Raw genomic sequence first — 17,516 nt, forward strand, 5'->3', positions numbered from 1 at the left:
GGCCGTTCTCGACGGGATTAAACGTATAGTCCCAAGCCACGCGAACGGCGGTCCGAATGCAAAGCGCTGCTGTCCGCCGCCGAGCTGCTCGAGCGCGTGAGTGTCATTCTTTGGCGCTGCGGCACGTTCTCGAACATCAGCAGTGCGATCGCCGAAGCCGGGGCTCCACATAAAGAACTACCTATGACAAACAGTGGCATGACGTCCTCATGTTCTGTACGCCCAGGCCAATGCTCGACACTTCCAGCTTGCCCAGATTGCGGCGGCCAATCGCGCCGGCCGATGCGGGTGCAGCTCTGCCTTTCCTGCCCTGCCTGGCCTGCGTGGCTGCCTGGCTCGCAAGCGGGACCGCGGCCAGCGCTCCTGCTGCGAGATGAAAACCGCGCCGGGCCAATTCCGATCCTCTTTTTTTGCTGTCATCCCGTTTCCTTCATGTGCAATACGCTACTGCGGAGTGGACGCGCATGCGGGTGCGGGTTCTGATCCGGTGCTAGCCAAGGTCATGCAGTTCTCTCAACGACATTGCGTTGCCGTCCGTGGATCAATGTACCGGCAACAGCGTCAGGTGATAAGTCTATATAATCAGCATGGCCTTATTAGAAAAACTAATGGATAGTGAAGCCAAGTCTCAACGATCTTGCTGCATTCGTCATCGTGGCCCGTGAAAGCAGTTTCACGCGCCCCGAGCCAAGCTCGGCGTGTCGCAGTCGGCGCTGAGCCAAACCATCCGCAGCCTGGGAGAGCGTACGCCTGTTCACCAGAACGACGCGGCGTCTTGAGCGATATACGCGATAAGCCAGCGGCAGCTTGCGCATTGCTGCTTCCGGGCACGCTACTGACTCGATCCTGATGCCCAAGCTGACGAAGCTGCTCCGCGCTTATCCAGACATCAAAGTCGAGATCAGTACTGACTACCGGATGGTCGATATCGTCGAGATGCGCTTTGATGCAGGAGTACGCCTGGGCGAATCACTTGCCAAGGACATGATCGCGGTGCGTATCGGGCCGGATGTACGGATGGCAGTCGTGTGCGCGCCGAGCTATTTCGCTAGGTACCCTATCCCTGCTGCCCCGCACGAGCTCACCGAGCATGACTGCATCAATGTCCGCTTGCCAACCCATGGGGGATTGCTGCCCTGGAATTTCAAGCGAGGCTCGCAAGAACTGAACGTATGGGTCGAAAGCACACTGATTTTCAGCGGTTTCCCCCAGGTGCTCAAAGCTGCCCTGGACGGCATGGGCCTGACCTTCATCCTCGAGGAAGTGGCCCAGAAACACATCGACACGGGGCGCTCGTCCGAGTTCTTGATGACTGGTGCCACGTTTTCCCGGGCTACCATATGTACTACCCAAGCCGACGACAGCCGTCGCCCGCCTTCACGCTACTGGTGGATGCCTTGCGTTACGAGCCGTGAGGTATGCGACTGTCCGCTTGCAGCAGAGCCGACTTCATTGCTTAGCCCGGCTTATAGCCTCTTGCGGGACACTCTACTACTCGGGTGCCCTTTTGCGCTGTACAGTAGTGTCGACCCGGGCAGCAGCAGCAGCAGCAGCCAAGCTGGCCCTGCCGTATTACGAAGCTGCCCATGACAAGCATGACACGCAACAAGCTTTGCAAAACAAATGGTGAATGATGATGATTAGAACGCTGCTCGCTGTCGCAATGGTAAGCCTGCTCGCCGCATGCACAACAATTCCTGATGTGCCGCCCGGGACTGCAGTTCCGATCCAAATCAAGGAACAGGGCAGTTTCGCTGCGGGTGGCACGATGACGACCGCACCAGGTGCATTTGACCCGCGCAAACCCATGGCACCAGATGGACAGACCTACCACGGCGACCACGCCTATGCCTTCTACCAGATTCCCGTCAATGTTCGGAAGATGCCGATCGTGATGTGGCACGGCGCAGGGCAGTTTTCCAAGACCTGGGAGACCACCGCCGATGGCCGCGAAGGCTTTCAGAACATCTTCCTGCGCCGCAGGTTCGGCGTGTACCTGATAGACCAGCCACGGCGTGGCAATGCGGGTCGCAGCATGGTTGCGGCGACCATCACGCCGACACCTGACGAACAGCTCTGGTTCAACCAGTTCCGTATCGGACTATGGCCGAATTACTTCGAGGGCGTACAGTTCGCCCAAGATGCACAAACGCGTAACCAGTTCTTTCGTTCCATGACCCCAAACACCGGGCCGTTCGACATGGCTGTGCTCTCGGATGCGGTGGCCGCAGTATTTGACAGGACGGGGCCGGGCATCTTGTTCACTCACTCGCAGGGCGGTGGGCCTGGCTGGCTGACGGCAATCAAGAACGCAAAGGTTAAGGCAATCGTTGCCTTCGAGCCTGGCAGCAGCTTCATTTTCCCGGAGGGCGAAGTGCCGGCGCCAATCCCGAGCGCTTTCGACACCGTTCAAGGCGCTGCCGTACCCATGGCGCAGTTCATGGCCCTGACACGCATTCCGATCCTGGTCCTGTATGGCGACAACATTCCCGCGCAAGCGGTCGACCTGCCAGCCCAGGACAGCTGGCGAGCGCGCCTCGCGATGGCCCGGCTATGGCGGGAGACTGTCAACAAACACGGTGGCGACGTCACCCTCGTTCATCTGCCAGAGCTTGGGATCAAGGGCAACACGCACTTTCTCATGTCGGATATGAACAATGTGAAAATCGCCGATCTCGTGGCAAAGTTCCTTGCGGACAAAGGGCTCGACTGACGACAGGTGCCATGAGCGCCTGCAGGCAAACCTGGGTGACCGACCGTCACGGTCATCCTGCTGGAGCCTGCGGCACCAGGCGCTGGGCGCAGGACGATGGCGTACGAAGCAACTGCCTCCATGGCCGCAAATTCGTATGGGTCGGGGCAAGCGCCAAATCTTCACTGTGGCCACTGGACCATGCAATTCAACGTCTCGCTGCAGCGTGGAGCTCGGCGTGAGACAGAACAATGTCCGGGCTCTCTTTCAGCCGCATCAGTACCAGATCAAGGAACGCTCGGACCCTTCGAGGTTGCGAAGTCCGACTGCCGTAGTACACATAGAGACCGATGTCATCGCTTACATGTTCCACCAGGACAGGGATGAGCCTGCCCGCGCGAATATGTGACGCCGCCGAAAAATTGGCAAGCTGGCCAATGACAAGACCCGCCAGAACGGCCTGGAGCTCCATCTCCGCCTCGTTGGTCGAGAATGCCGGCGTCATGAAGCGTTGTTCCACTTCATTGTCGATCTTCAGGAACCACGGAGTGATATGTTCCGTTGTCGCATGCCGATAGACGCTGCAACGGTGCTGGGCAAGCTCATCGAGCGAGGCCGGAACACCGTGAATCTCGAGATAACGTGGTGCAGCGCAGATGATCATCTGCACAGGCAAAAGGCGCCGCCCGATCACATTCTTATCCGGCGACGGGCCGATGCGAAAACCAATATCGACCCGGTCCTGCACCCAGTTGCCAATGCTGTCGTCGAGTTGTACCTCCGGCTGGATACCCGGATGACTTCGACAAAACTCGTCGAGTACGGGCATCAATAACGCTGGAAGACCAGTCTTCGGCCCGACGATACGAAGAGGGCCCGAAATATCGTCCTTGAGACCGCGCACGAGTGCGAGACTGCGATCGAGCGCCGCCAATGCCGGCAGAGAATTTTCCAGCAAACATCGCCCTTCCTCGGTCAGGGACAAGCGGCGCGTGGTGCGGTGAAGCAGGCGTACGCCCAAATCCTGCTCAAGCTGTGCGATTGCCTGGCTGGCCGCCTGGGAAGTAATGCCTTGGGCCAGCGCCGCCTGGCGAATGCTGCCGAGTTCGACTGCTTGGGCAAACGTGGCGACTGCCTTGAATGTATTGAACGCCATAGGTCACTCTCGTATTTTGTCGTTTGATTATCAACTACCCGTTGTAGCTGATGCAGGCAGAATACGTCTAGTTTCTTGATAGTGTGCCCTCTAAGATACGTCATCAAACCTGAGGACAGCTGACATCGGACGGTGTCGATGCAGGCAGCTTTCACACATCATTAAGGAAATGAAAATGACGCAAGGTATCGAGGGCAAAGTGGTTGTCATTACGGGCGCCAGTGGCGGACTTGGTGCGGAATCAGCGAAGGCACTTGTAACAGGTGGGGCAAAGGTAGTCCTCGGCGCACGCCGGCTCGACAGGCTCGAGGCGCTTGCCACCGAACTGGGAACAGAGAACTGCGCCGTGTATAGAGTCGATGTCAGAAGGCGAGAGGACGTGCAGTCCCTGGTCGAATTTGCAGTGCAGCGCTTCGGCCGCATTGACGTCATGGTCAACAATGCGGGCGTCATGCCTCTGGCACCGCTGGAAATGCTTCGCACCGATGAATGGGAAGACTGCATCGACGTCAACGTAAAAGGCGTTTTGTGGGGTATTGCCGCGGCACTGCCCTACTTCAAGGCCCAGAGGAGTGGCCAGTTTGTGTCAGTCTCATCCGTGGCCGGTCACGTTGTCGGCGCGGGTACGGCTGTCTATTCCGCGTCGAAAACCGCGGTGCGCGTCATTTCCGAGGGCTTGCGCAAGGAAGTCAAACCTTACGGCATTCGCACAACGGTTATCTCGCCCGGCGCGCTGGATACGGACCTTCCTGGCTCTGTCAAGGCGCCAGGCGTAGCCGAAGCAATCGCCGACTACTATGCCCAGGTTGCCATACCGGCGTCCAGCTTCGCTCAATGCCTGCTGTTTGCGATCTCGCAGCCCCCTTCGGTCGATATCAATGAAATCCTCTTCCGCCCGACACAGCAGGAGCTCTGAACCACACCGATCCGCCAGGTCATCAAAGTATCTCGTACGGGCCTGGTCCATTGTTACGTCGTTTTATTCGTGATCCAGCCATGCGCTTACCCATTGTCGCCCTCAGTATCGGTATCGTGTCCATCGTGACTTGCTGCTCTATCGCTTCGGCCCTGCCGTCATTCGCCGGCTCGCCGCAATTTCGTGACGGACAGTTTCGGAATAGCGCGCCCATGTACAAGCAGAGTTCAGGCGACATGGTGCGCATGTGGTGGACCTTCCTGTTCGACAAGCCCGCCGGTACGGTGCCGCGCCAATCCATCCCGGTACGCACCTTGAGCCGCGAGACACTGCTGGCGGCCCCGGACAATACCCTGTACCGCCTGGGCCATTCGACGATGCTGATCAAGCTCGCTGGCGAGTTCTACCTGACAGATCCGATTTTTTCTAAACGGGCGTCGCCGGTACAGTGGGCAGGTCCCGCCCGCTTTCATGCACCGCCAATCGGGATTGACGAACTGCCCCCGATCAAGGCTGTCATCCTCTCTCACGACCACTATGATCATCTGGACCATGCGACTATCATGGCGCTGGCACCGAAAACCACGTTGTTTCTCACACCGCTGGGCGTTGGGAATCGCCTGATCGACTGGGGTGTCGATAAGGTAAAGGTGCGCCAGTTCGACTGGTGGCAGGGAATCGACGTTGATGGCGTGCACTTCGTGGCGACACCAGCGCGGCACTTCTCCGGGCGCAGCCTGAACGATGCCAATACCACTTTGTGGGCATCCTGGGTGATTCTGCACCACAGCCTGCGGTTGTTCTTTAGCGGCGATAGCGGCTATTTCCCCGGTTTCAAGGAGATCGGCGCCAAGTACGGCCCGTTCGACATGGCCATGATCGAGACCGGGGCCTATGACAAACAATGGCCGGACATTCATATGCAGCCGGAAGAGACGCTGCAGGCCTTCGAGGACCTGAAGGGAGCATCGCTGCTGCCCATGCATAATGGAACGTTCGACCTGGGCCTGCATCGCTGGCAGGAACCATTCAGTCGGATTACAGCGCTGGCCGAGGCACGTGGCGTGGCCTTGGCAACGCCGGAAATGGGTGAGGTGGTCGACCTGCGTCAGCCGAAGGCCGGACAGGCATGGTGGCGCGCGATGGATTGACCGGCAAGCCAGCAATGGCAGGTTTTACCGGAGTCGCGCCAGCAGTCCGCCTTGGCGGAGTTATTCGATGGCCTGTGCCCAGAAATGAATTGCCTTGCCGATCCAGCCAGCTGCACTGGTGCCCGCGCCGGTGCCGAAGCCGTGTGCTACACCAGGGTACTCGTGATAGGCAACCCTGGTCCCCTGCCGGGCCAGCGCATCGACGCGACGACGCATGACCGCAGGCGGTGCGATCCGGTCATGCTCGCCGACTACGACAAACGTGGCAGGCTCCTCCTTGCCGACATCGGCGTAAGCCGTGTAGGCCATGACGATGGCTGAAGGCCGGGGTGTTTCATTGGCCCCAAAACGCGCCGTCCCATAAGACCCGATGGCGGCAGCCATCCTGGCACCTGCGGAACTGCCCCAGAGCGAGTAGCCCCGTGTGCTGACGCCCAATTGATCCGCATGCTGGAAAATGAAACTCAGCGCGGCGGCAAGGTCGGCATTTGCCTTGCTACCGCCGGCGCCCACCCGGTACTTCAACACGAACGCGTTATAGCCACTGCCCGAAATCTCCGCCGCATAGGGAAAGCCCTCGTGCAGCGAACCCACGTACTGAAAACCGCCACCGGGTGCAATGACAGCGAACGGTGCGCCGGCTTTGCCACGCATGAAGAACAGCCCGACCTGGCCAAGCTCGGGATCGGCCTGCCTCTGTGCCGCCGAATAGACGGGGTAGAACACCGTTCTTCCCGTTGCTGCGTCATCGATCATGCGATTGAGTGCAGCCACAACAATGCCGGGATCGACATTGTTGTGGTAGGGCAGCAGCGTTCCGGCATCCTTCAGGAGCAATGCCTCGTCTACGGGGCGATCGTCCCATGGCAGCAGTAATGGCGCAAAGCCGGCAAATGCGGGATGACGCAGCATGTCGCCGATTCTCGTATCCACCGTGAGATGGACGTTGACCCGCTGCTGCATCGCTCTTGTCGCTGGTTGCGAAGTTTCCTGTGCCGCCGCGTCTCCCATGCCGAGCACGGAAGACAGCAGCAGGCCGGCCGGCGAAACTATGGTTTGCCTGATGCGTTTCATGGTTTTCTCCGGTCGTATACGAAGCCCGTTGTGGTGTGTTCAGGGCTTCGGTGGTGCCTCGACCCCGGATAGTGCCAGCACGGCGTCGGGCAGACGCGCGCCACGCACCTCGATCGCCGCCACCTCCTGGTTCAATTCGGCGATGTCGTCCGGCGAAAACCGGACACGCGACGCGCCAATATTTTCCAGCATATGCGCCATTTGCGTGGTGCCGGGAATCGGCACGATCCACGGCTTTTGCGCCAGCAGCCATGCCAATGCAATCTGGGCAGGGGTAGCTCGCTTGCGCGTGGCCCAATCCCTGAGCAATGTAACCAGCGCAAGATTGTCGGGCAGGTTTTCCGGCGCAAACCGGGACTCGGCGCCACGGATGTCGCCTGGCGCAAATCGTGTGGCGACATCGATGGCGCCGGCCAGGAAACCCACGCCCAGCGGGCTCCACGGAACGAATCCGATACCAAGTTCCTCACACAGCGCGATGATGCCCTCCTCCGGCCCGCGCCACAGCATCGAGTACTCGTTCTGCACGGCGGTGACAGGCACTGTGGCATGCGCGCGGCGCAGCGTGTTCGGCCCCATTTCCGACAAGCCCCAGTGCAGTACCTTGCCTTCCTTCATCAGGTCGCCGACCGCACCGGCCACGTCTTCGATCGGCACCGTGGGATCAACCCTATGCTGGTAGAGCAGGTCGATGCGGTCGGTACGCAGGCGTTTCAACATGCCTTCGACCGCCAGCTTGATATGTGCGGGGCGGCTGTTAAGGCCTCCCAGGTGCTGACCGGTTTCGGGGTCGATGTTCCAGCCGAACTTCGACGTGATCACGACCTTGTTCCGGAAAGGCGCCACGCCTTCGCCCAGGATCCGTTCGACCTCGTGCGGGCCATAAGCTTCGGCGGCGTCGAAGAACGTGACACCACGGTCGTAGGCGGTGCGAATGATATTGAACATCTCAGGACGGCCTGGCACCGTCGTCTGGTACGTGCGGCTCATGTTCTGCACGCCGAGGCCAATGCTCGAGACTTCCAGCTTGCCGAGCTTGCGGCGGCCCGTCAGGCTGGCCCCTGCGAAACCAAAACCCTTGCCGACCTCACCAGCTTGCGCTGCGGCCTGGCTTGCGAGTGGCGCCGCGGCCAGCGCCCCGGCTGCGAGAAGAAATCCGCGCCGGGCCATTTCCGATCCTGGTTTTTCTGCCATGTCACTTCCTTTCGTTGAAGAGCATCACTGCGGGATGGATTGCCGGGAATTCGCGCGTGCCGATTCAAGGATCTGGCTGCCCTGCAGTGTGGCGTTCCCCATGAATGATTGGCGATGCCGGCGGTTACGACTCTACCGGCAATGGTGCCAAGTGATTAGCCTATGTAACCTGCATGATCTTATAAGCAAAACTTATGAAATGTGAAACATGGCCGTGGGCTGTCGAGGGCATTCATCATCGTTTTCGAAAGGATTGCTCCAGGCGTGCCGCAGTCGAGCTCACCCTGCGCGCGCCTTGCCCGCACCGATCTTGCCGAGCCAGCCGCTGACCCGCTCGAGCGTCTGCTTTTCCTGCTCGCCCTGCATGACAAACGCGGCGTCTGTCAGCCTGGCCCGCGGGGCGTGCGCCGAAAGCACGTCCATGCTGCTGCCGACGCCATACCCACCATGGGTAATGAACGGGATCAGCGTTTTTTCAGCAAGATCATGGCTTGCGAGGAACGAGCGAATGACTGGCGGTGCTGTTTCGCCCCAGATTGGGAAGCCGAGATAAATCGTTTGATAGTCCGCGATGCGCGGCACGCCGCTTTTCAGGGCCGGCCTGACATTATTGTCGCGCTCGCGACGAGCCTGCTCGACCGTCTGGGCGTAGTCTTCCGGATAAGACGTGGCTGGAAGAATTTCAAACAGGTCTGCACCGAGGGCACGTTGAATCTGACCAGCAACCACGCGCGTATTTCCTGTACGCGAAAAATACGCTACCAGTATCTTTCCTGGCGTTGCTAGCCTGCCGCTCGGGTCTGCCGCGGACACGGTATTTGCCAGTGGCACCAGCAGTGGGGCCAGCAGCACGTGTCTTCTCGAAATACCATTCGCTTCATGCATGGAATCCTCCTATGGCAATATTGGGCGCGCGCTATGCGGGGCCGATGGCTGGCGGGATATCGTATTTCAGGGTTTCGGCGGCGCCTCGACGCCGGAGAACGCCAGCACGACGTCGGGCAGCCGCGCGCCACGTACCGCGATTGCCGTTACTGCCCCGTTCAGCTCGGCGAATTCGGCGGACGAAAAGCGCACCCCGGCCGCGCCAATGTTTTCCAGCATATGCGCCATCTGCGTGGTGCCGGGGATCGGCACGATCCACGGCTTTTTCGCCAGCAGCCATGCCAGCGCCACTTGGGCAGGAGTTACTCTCTTGCGCGTGGCCCAGGTCTTCAGCAAGGTCACAAGCGCAAGATTAGCAGGGAGATTTTCCGGCGCGAACCGCGACTCCGCGCCACGGATGTCGCCTGGCGCAAACCGCGTGGCGGCATCGATGGCGCCGGTCAGGAAGCCGACGCCCAACGGACTCCAAGGCACGAACCCGATACCGAGTTCCTCGCACAGCGCAATGATGCCCTCCTCGGGCCCACGCCACAGCATCGAGTACTCGTTCTGCACGGCAGCGACCGGCAATGTGGCATGCGCGCGGCGCAGCGTGTTCGGCCCCATTTCCGACAGACCCCAGTGTAGTACCTTGCCCTCCTTCATCAGGTCACCGACCGCACCGGCCACGTCCTCGATCGGCACTGCAGGATCGACCCGGTGCTGGTAGAGCAGGTCGATGCGGTCGGTACGCAGGCGTTTCAGCATGCCCTCGACTGCCAGCTTGATATGAGCCGGCCGGCTGTTCAACCCCGGCAGGCGCTTGCCCGTTTCGAGATCGATGTTCCAGCCGAACTTCGACGTGATCACCACCTTGTTTCGAAAGGGCGCTACGCCTTCGCCAAGGATCCGCTCGACCTCGTGCGGGCCATAAGCCTCGGCAGCATCGAAGAAGGTAACCCCACGATCGTAGGCGGTGCGAATGATGTTGAACATCTCGGGACGGCTCGGCACTGTCGTCTGGTAGGTACGGCTCATATTCTGGACGCCCAAGCCGATGCTCGAGACTTCCAGCTTGCCGAGCTTGCGTCGGCCTATCGGACCAATCGGCACTGACATTTCGCCGCGTTTCGCGCCCTGTCCAGCCTGCATGGCTGCCTGGCCGGCGAGTGGTGCCGCCGCCAATACTCCCGCTGCGAGAAGAAACCCACGCCGGGCCAATTTCGATTCTTCATTAACTGTCATTTTGTTTCCTTTCGTGTGCAGTACGTCACTGCGGAGTGGACGCGCATACGGGAGCCGGTCATGCCTCGGTGTGACTCGGGTCCGGCAATCCTCCTGGATTGCGTTACGAGCCCTGGACTATGAATGTACCGGCAACAGCATCAGTTGATAAGTCTATATAATCAGCATGACCTTATTAGAAAAACTAATGAACAGTGAAGCCAAATCTTAACGACCTTGCTGCATTCGTCATCGTGGCCCGTGAAGGCAGTTTCACGCGCGCCGCCGCCCAGCTCGGCGTGTCGCAATCGGCGCTGAGCCAAACCATCCGCAGCCTGGAAGAGCGCCTGGGCGTACGCCTGTTCACCAGAACGACGCGGCGCGTTGCCCCCACAGATGCCGGCGATCGGCTGCTTGCCGAAATAGCCCCCCGCCTCGAGGGAATCGAGGGCGCTCTCGCAGCGTTGAGCGATATGCGCGATAAGCCAGCGGGCAGCTTGCGCATTACTGCTTCCGAGCACGCTACTGACTCGATCCTGATGCCCAAGCTGACGAAGCTGCTGCGCGCTTACCCGGACATCAAAGTCGAGATCAGCACTGACTACCGGATGGTCGATATCGTCGAGATGCGTTTCGATGCAGGAGTACGCCTGGGCGAATCGCTTGCCAAGGACATGATCGCGGTGCGTATCGGGCCGGATGTGCGGATGGCGGTCGTGGGCGCGCCGAGCTATTTCGCCAGGCACCCGATCCCTGCGGCCCCGCAGGAGCTCACCGAGCATGACTGCATCAATGTCCGCTTGCCAACCCATGGGGGATTGCTGCCTTGGGATTTCAAGCGAGGCTCGCAAGAACTGAACGTACGGGTCGAAGGCACACTGATTTTCAGCGGTTTCCCCCAGGTGCTCAAAGCTGCCCTGGACGGCATGGGCCTGGCATTCATTCTCGAGGAAGTGGTCCAAAAACACATCGACGCGGGAGCGCTTGTCCGGGTTCTCGACGACTGGTGCCACGTTTTCCCAGGCTATCACCTCTATTACCCAAGCCGACGGCAGCCGTCGCCCGCCTTCACGCTGCTGGTGGATGCCTTGCGTTACGAGCGTTGAAGCATGCGCCTGCCCGCTTGCGGCAGTGCCGTCGTCATTGATTAGCCCGGCTTATAGCTTCTTGCGGATCACTCTACTACTCGAGTGCCGTTTTGCGCTGTACAGTAGTGGCGACCGTGGCAGCTGCTGCTGCCAAGCCACCCTGCCGTATTACGGAGCTGCCCATGACAAGCATGACACGCAACAAGCTTTGCAAGACTCTTGCACTGACCACCATCACCGCACTCTGCGTCGGATTGGCACCCGCACCCGTCTCTGCCGGGCAAAGCGCGCCGGGAGCACCTAACCCTGGCGCCTCTGACGTGGCGGAAACCATGACCGCCAAACAACGGGCAATTCCCATGATTGCGGCTTTCATGGCCACGAGCGATATGCCGAAGCTCAATGCAGCTTTGGATCGGGGCCTGAGCGCTGGCCTTACCATCAGCGAGACGAAGGAGCTCCTGGTACAGCTCTACGCCTATGCTGGATTCCCGCGCAGCCTGAACGCACTGGGCGAACTGATGAAAGTGCTGGAAAGCCGCAAGCAGCGTGGCATCCATGATGCACCGGGCCGGGAACCAAGTCGCACCATCGCCACCGGTGAAGCCCTGCAGAAGGCGGGCAAGGCCAACCAGGAACGCATCTCCGGCGGACCTGTCGCGAGCCCGGTATTCGAATTCGCCCCCGTTATCAATCAGTATTTGCAATCACACCTGTTCGGCGACATCTTCGAACGCGACAACCTCGACTGGCAAAGCCGCGAACTTGCGACGCTGGGCGCACTGGCCGCGATGCCGGGAGTGGAAGCCCAGTTGCGTTCGCACATGCGTGCCAGTCTGCGGGTAGGCCTGAGTACTGCGCAGTTGCGCGAAGTCGTCCAGGTGCTAAGCGAGCACGTGGATCAACAGTCCGGCGAGCGCGCCAGGGCGGCACTGGCACAAGCAAGTGCCGCCGCATCTGGAAAATGAACAGGCCCGGCACAAGGTGGCCCCAACGACAGACACCTGTAGCGAAAAGCAGGCCAGACTCTTGCCCCTCGGAGAAGCTGCAGCCGCAGCCTCCCTTTTTCAAGATGAACATCCACCGACTTTCAACGCAGTCCATCGCCAAGAGCGTTCCTGGCTACTCATAATTTCAGCTTAATAGTGCATGCCGAATCCGGGGATTAATCCTACAGACGCTTTCCAGTACGATTTCCCTTGTTGAAAGGACGGGCACGCACTGGGCGTCTCGGCGCCTTCTGCAATCTTGAGGAACATGTAGATGAAACAGATATTGATAAAGGCTGCTCTGCTCGCAGCGGCGATCGGCACCTCGACACACGGAGCCGGCGCGGCGGACTACAAGAAAAACCCGTTCACCCTGGTATACGACGGCGCTATCACGAAGAACGAACCGGGCAAGGTCAATATTCACCCGGTCACCTATAAGCTCAATGGGCTCGATATCGTCGCCAACGTCTACACGCCGGACAACTACGATCCGAAGATGAGCTATCCCACTGTAGTGGTGGCACACCCGAACGGCGGCGTAAAAGAACAGGTGGCCGGCCTATATGCGCAACGACTGGCCGAACAGGGTTACATCACGATTACTGCGGATGCGGCTTACCAGGGTGCGAGTGGTGGACAACCACGCAGCACTGACAAGCCAGCCTTCCGCATCGAGGATATCCATGGCATGGCGGACTTTATTAGCGGATATGCTGGCGTCGATGTCAAACGACTGGGCTTGCTTGGCATTTGCGGCGGTGGCGGATACTCGCTGGCTGCGGCGCAAACCGACAAACGATTCAAGTCGATCGCCACGGTAAGCATGTTCAATTCTGGACGAGTGCGTCGCAACGGCTATGCCGACTCGCAACTGGCGACGATCCAGTCACGCCTGCAGCAGGCGTCGGCCGCGCGTGCACAAGAGGCAGCAGGCGGAGAGGTTCTTTATTCCGGGGACGCAGATCTGACGGACGAGCAGATTGCCAAGCTGCCGTTCGACCTTTACCGGCAGGGCTATGAGTACTACTGGAAAACGCATGCACACCCAAATTCGACGTTCAAGTACACAACGAGCAGTCTGCTGGACCTGATGCGTTTCGATGCCACAAGCCAGATCGAGCTGATCGAGCAGCCACTACTGATGATTGCGGGCACAAAGGCCGACAGCTTGTACATGAGCGAGGATGCATTCGCCAAGGCGACCGGCACGAAAGACAAGGAACTGTTCAGGATCGAGGGCGCGACACACATCGAAACCTACTGGGTACCGAAATATGTCAACGCTGCAATTAATAAGCTGACGGCGTTTTACGCACGCACTCTGTAATTCGAACACGCCACGACCGCCAGGCGGCATAGGTCATTTCTGTCGCCGGGCATACTGGCCGAGGATACCGGCAGACACCTCTGGAACCCAATGTCGATCAGTCTGCTTTTCCTATAGGCGCAGCGTGCCGTAACGCGTTATAGGCGTTCGGGAACTAGCTAGCAGGGCACCAGTTCTGCCGCAATGAGCGCAACGACGCTGAACGCTACGTCATCGAGCGCCAATGCGCCAAAAGTATAGGCCGGCGCCAAATCTTCTCGGCCGTTTTCACAACGCCCGATAACGAAAATCGCGCAGTGTGACCGCTCCGTTGCCCGCGCAGTAGATACCTACCTTCAGGCTGAGGAAGCCGCCAAACACGTTGTGGTGGATACCCGAGACCTCCATGCGCAGCCCGTGCAGCAGCCAGTTCTTGCCACCGTCGTACGAGTAATGAAAAGTGACCACATTGTCGACGTTGGTCAGCCGTACCCGCACGCTCTTCGTGGCACGCTGTGCTCGCATCCACTGCTGCTCCTCAGCATACTCCCAGGTCTTGACGGTGTCGGGCGTGAAGCCGACGCCAACAAAGGCCTTGTGATTGTAGAAAAGCAGCAGTCCCGCTTCGGCACCGCCCTCAAGAACGAGTGTTACTTCGGCCTGGTAGGAGCGGTCGCCAACGCCGCAAGTGAGCGGCGCGCTGTCCGCCGGCGACCTGCCCTTGGCCTGGATACGCAGGCCGGGCTTCAAGTACTGGACGCGTGCCATTTCGTCCGGCGCAGGGTCGTGGAAGCTCCATTGCACGCCAAACCGGTCGCGTGTGAAATCGTCGGAGAGGGGCTGGCTGTTCTGCCCTGCCTTACCTCCACGCGGCTTCGGCAACGGCTTCGACAGGTCGCCACCCTTGGCGCGGAACCAGCCGTCCGCCGTCCACTCGATCGGTTCCAGCAGCGTCTGGCGCCCGAGCGTGCGGTAACCGTTCTCATAGCCGTGGTACACCATCCACCAGTCGCCCGCTGGGCCTTCTACCAGCGTAGCGTGGCCACGCGACCACCACGGTTCCGCCGTGCTCGTTGTGCGCACCAGCGGGTTGTGCGGGCAGTGCGCCCACGGGCCGTGGACCGACTTCGAGCGCGCGGCAATCACCATGTGGCCGGTGACCGGGCCGGCCGTGCCGCCCACAGCGGTGACGAGGTAAAACCAATCGCCGTGACGCAGCAATTTCGGGCCCTCAGGGGCGAAGTTCTCGACCACCCAGTCTTCCGGATAGCGCCACGGCTTATAGGCGTCTTCCAGTTTTCCATCAGTTGCCAGGCCATCGTCGGTCAGGCGGATCTTGCGGATGCCGTTGACGAACAGGTAGCGCTTGCCATCCTCGCCCACGACGTGGCCGGGGTCGATGCAGCCGGCGATCTTCAGGTCGACCGGATCGCTCCACGGGCCTTCGATGCGGTCGGCCCAGATCGCGTAGATCGACCACGTGTTGCCGTCCGGCGCGGCGGGGATGTAGATGAAGTAGCGGCCATCGTGCTTGCACAGGTCAAGCGCCCAGATCGTGCCCAACGGCTTTTTCAGCGCCGGGCCGACAGGGCGCCAATTCACCAGGTCGGTCGAATGCCAGATCACAATGCCGGGATAGGAATAGAACGACGAGAACGTCATGTAGTAATCGCTGCCGTCCTTCAGGATCGTGGGATCTGGGTGGTCGCCGGCAATGATTGGGTTGATGTACGTCCCGTTGCCTAGATCAGCCTTACGCTGGTCTTCAATACCGCGAGCCCATTGCATGGCGGTTGGCTCACCGCTCGAGCTAGCAGCAGGCTGGCCAAGGGCCCGCGCAGCAGGCAAAGCCGCAGTGCTGGCAAGAATTGTCTTGAAAACGTTGCGGCGGGATTGGTTCGTCACGTGCTGCCTCCGGAGTCTTATCGTTGAGCTACGGGACAATAACTGAAAACGATTTCATGAGCAACATGCAATGCCGTAAAGTGGTGAATGTTTTTAGCTCGCACAGGCAGCGAGGTCACAACCAAGCTCGAGTCGACATAGCATGACTGGTTTCCGCTCTGAGAGCCCTTCGAGATTTACTCCAACGATTGTTACACTGTTTATGCCCAGCCACGCGCATTCCCAGCAGTTTAGCGACTCAATTTTTTCCTTCTGTGTTTTCGGGCCCACCCGCTTCCATCAAAGTCTAAGGAGAGCTCCAGCTTGACACACTCACTGACTCGTTAGCTGACGTGCCGGGTTGTATAGTGAGCTTTCATTCAGCACATTTCTCGAGCATTGGCCGCCATTCCCGCCCCTGGGCTGTTATGGAGTACTTTGGATAGCGATCGCTGGCACGGCGTCGTGCAGTTGCGAAGAGTGAGTACGGAATCCGCGTGCCGGAACACCAGCGCTTTCTACGCGAGTTCCATGCTGAAAACCACCAAAAACGCTTGAAAGAGAATTAGGGTTATCGAATAATGCAAGGACTGCACCGACTATTAACTATTGGGAACGATTTCTCTCGCGTCGCGCTAAGTATTAAATCTTTTACAAACGCGAGACACCAGTCAAAAACGCACAGAATTCTTTCAAAAATATTCGCAGTTAATATCCAGCCCCTCTCAATTTCGCGAACAGAAGTCCAGAGGACTTCCGATAACCTATAATAATTACAGTCCAATCCGGATAAAAAAGAGTCGCGATTGCTTCAGGTTGACGGTATTAGGCTAATTTTTAGGAACTTGAAGGCCGATCGTCTGGCTCTGAATTCGATCCTCATAGGGAACACTGGAAATCGGAGATTACCTTCCTAGTGAATTTTGGAAACTATTGGGGCATGCCCCTCCAGAAGCGGTATCCAAATGTGACTTTTTGAAAAATTGCCAAAGAAATGTTATAGCTGTGTTCGCTTGTCCTATCGAATCGTTTAGATTCACGAGTCCTGCATGTCGAAGCTTCGGCTAGTCAAAACAGACGTTGTATGCGCTCTTCCTATTGGAGTGGGTAGTGTATGACGGACGCAAAGAGCGCCTGAAGGCGCAACTGCGCAACCGCAGGTTGCGTGGTGTGTGAGACCGCCCTCGGGGCCGCGGGGCCTCCCCGCGCATGCCATAGTGCAATGCCTCTTGGCAATTTCATGCTCATCGGCACCGTTTTCGGTGCGCTGAAGAAAACCTGACAGCGGAAACGACAGTGAGGCAGCAGCAGAAACGACAGTAATCGACAGCGATTCGATCAGCCCCCCGTCAGCACGACGACAGCAATCCGTCAGTACCCTGGCAGTAGCCGGTCAGTGACTCTTGAGTTGGCGCAAGTCTTGCTCGTTGTACCTGTCAGCAGATCTCAGGCCGCACCTGTTTAACGCATCCATGCGACGCACTCAGGCATCGTTTTGTGAACGAGAGATTCGTTTTCCTATTGTCCGACCACAAAAGCTGCAAAGCGACCGGCGATAAGATGGTGCCGGAAGGAGATACCGAAATGAGTGCTGTTTCCGAATTCCTCGCGCGGCAACCTGTTCGTCCAGGCAAATTGGGTGAGTGGCAGGCCGAGATCATTGAATTACGCCAGACAGGCGCCTCGCTGATGACGATCTGCCGTTTTCTGGCGGAGCAAGGCGTCACCGCCAAGTCAGGCGAAGTCCATCGTTTCTTGCACCGATGTGGCAGACAGGATCAGATTAAGCGGTCTGCCCGTAAGCCGGTCAACTCTACAAGTCCCGAGCAAACCAAGCGCCCTGGCCTGCCCAAATTCGAATGGAAACCCGGCAAACCCGAGACGCCGTGGTAACGGCTAACACGTTGGTAAGCCGGAAGCTCTCTTCACGTGCCGCCATTACGTGATCCCGCGCAAAAGCGTTGGCAAAGCAGAC

At 59.0% G+C, this 17,516-nt stretch carries 14 protein-coding genes; 8 read left to right on the forward strand and 6 right to left on the reverse strand.

Annotated features, from left to right (window positions below; genetic code table 11):
• Positions 1-849: 849 nt before the first annotated feature.
• Both FHS02_RS12155 and FHS02_RS12160 read left to right on the forward strand, forming a co-directional pair.
• Positions 850-1,590 (forward strand): LysR substrate-binding domain-containing protein, encoded by a 741-nt coding sequence (locus tag FHS02_RS12155; protein ID WP_229422451.1) that lies wholly within the window; start codon positions 850-852, stop codon positions 1,588-1,590.
• 40 nt (positions 1,591-1,630) lie between these two features.
• Complete coding sequence (locus tag FHS02_RS12160; RefSeq protein ID WP_137312008.1) at positions 1,631-2,713, forward strand: alpha/beta hydrolase; 1,083 nt, start codon at positions 1,631-1,633, stop codon at positions 2,711-2,713.
• A 187-nt stretch (positions 2,714-2,900) separates the two neighbouring features.
• Here FHS02_RS12160 and FHS02_RS12165 read toward each other — a convergent pair whose 3' ends face one another.
• On the reverse strand, positions 2,901-3,848 hold the full coding sequence (locus FHS02_RS12165; RefSeq protein WP_137312007.1) for a LysR family transcriptional regulator: 948 nt from the start codon (positions 3,846-3,848) through the stop codon (positions 2,901-2,903).
• A 175-nt stretch (positions 3,849-4,023) separates the two neighbouring features.
• On the opposite strand from FHS02_RS12165, the gene FHS02_RS12170 reads away from it, so the two are divergent.
• Both FHS02_RS12170 and FHS02_RS12175 read left to right on the forward strand, forming a co-directional pair.
• Positions 4,024-4,764 (forward strand): SDR family oxidoreductase, encoded by a 741-nt coding sequence (locus tag FHS02_RS12170; RefSeq protein ID WP_137312006.1) that lies wholly within the window; start codon positions 4,024-4,026, stop codon positions 4,762-4,764.
• Positions 4,765-4,844: 80 nt separating this feature from the next.
• A complete protein-coding gene (locus FHS02_RS12175) occupies positions 4,845-5,915 on the forward strand; it encodes an MBL fold metallo-hydrolase (RefSeq protein ID WP_137312005.1) in 1,071 nt (356 codons plus the stop codon).
• Positions 5,916-5,975: 60 nt separating this feature from the next.
• On the opposite strand, the gene FHS02_RS12180 is transcribed toward FHS02_RS12175, so the two are convergent.
• From FHS02_RS12180 to FHS02_RS12195, 4 genes are all read right to left on the reverse strand, one after another.
• Positions 5,976-6,989 (reverse strand): alpha/beta hydrolase, encoded by a 1,014-nt coding sequence (locus FHS02_RS12180; protein ID WP_217496878.1) that lies wholly within the window; start codon positions 6,987-6,989, stop codon positions 5,976-5,978.
• 39 nt (positions 6,990-7,028) lie between these two features.
• Positions 7,029-8,183 (reverse strand): aldo/keto reductase, encoded by a 1,155-nt coding sequence (locus FHS02_RS12185; protein WP_137312004.1) that lies wholly within the window; start codon positions 8,181-8,183, stop codon positions 7,029-7,031.
• A 279-nt stretch (positions 8,184-8,462) separates the two neighbouring features.
• Positions 8,463-9,068 carry a flavodoxin gene (locus FHS02_RS12190; RefSeq protein WP_137312003.1) on the reverse strand — a complete coding sequence of 202 codons (606 nt, stop codon included), beginning with the start codon at positions 9,066-9,068 and terminating at the stop codon, positions 8,463-8,465.
• A 66-nt stretch (positions 9,069-9,134) separates the two neighbouring features.
• A complete protein-coding gene (locus FHS02_RS12195; RefSeq protein WP_137312002.1) occupies positions 9,135-10,292 on the reverse strand; it encodes an aldo/keto reductase in 1,158 nt (385 codons plus the stop codon).
• A 194-nt stretch (positions 10,293-10,486) separates the two neighbouring features.
• On the opposite strand from FHS02_RS12195, the gene FHS02_RS12200 reads away from it, so the two are divergent.
• The 3 genes from FHS02_RS12200 (at position 10,487) to FHS02_RS12210 (ending at position 13,678) form a co-directional block, all read left to right on the forward strand.
• On the forward strand, positions 10,487-11,377 hold the full coding sequence (locus FHS02_RS12200; protein ID WP_137312001.1) for a LysR family transcriptional regulator: 891 nt from the start codon (positions 10,487-10,489) through the stop codon (positions 11,375-11,377).
• Between the two features lie 164 nt (positions 11,378-11,541).
• Positions 11,542-12,327 carry a carboxymuconolactone decarboxylase family protein gene (locus FHS02_RS12205; protein ID WP_137312000.1) on the forward strand — a complete coding sequence of 262 codons (786 nt, stop codon included), beginning with the start codon at positions 11,542-11,544 and terminating at the stop codon, positions 12,325-12,327.
• Positions 12,328-12,622: 295 nt separating this feature from the next.
• Positions 12,623-13,678, forward strand: coding sequence for an alpha/beta hydrolase (locus tag FHS02_RS12210; protein ID WP_137311999.1), 1,056 nt, complete (start codon positions 12,623-12,625; stop codon positions 13,676-13,678).
• A 267-nt stretch (positions 13,679-13,945) separates the two neighbouring features.
• On the opposite strand, the gene FHS02_RS12215 is transcribed toward FHS02_RS12210, so the two are convergent.
• The gene (locus FHS02_RS12215; RefSeq protein ID WP_137311998.1) at positions 13,946-15,562 is read right to left on the reverse strand and encodes a family 43 glycosylhydrolase; all 1,617 of its coding nucleotides are present in this window, start codon (positions 15,560-15,562) and stop codon (positions 13,946-13,948) included.
• Between the two features lie 1,563 nt (positions 15,563-17,125).
• Here FHS02_RS12215 and FHS02_RS12220 point away from each other — a divergent pair.
• Entirely contained in the window at positions 17,126-17,434 is a 309-nt protein-coding gene (locus tag FHS02_RS12220) for a hypothetical protein (protein ID WP_137311997.1), read from the forward strand.
• Positions 17,435-17,516 lie beyond the last annotated feature (82 nt).

Source organism: Pseudoduganella umbonata, assembly GCF_014192225.1.
GTDB classification, from domain to species: domain Bacteria; phylum Pseudomonadota; class Gammaproteobacteria; order Burkholderiales; family Burkholderiaceae_D; genus Rugamonas; species Rugamonas umbonata.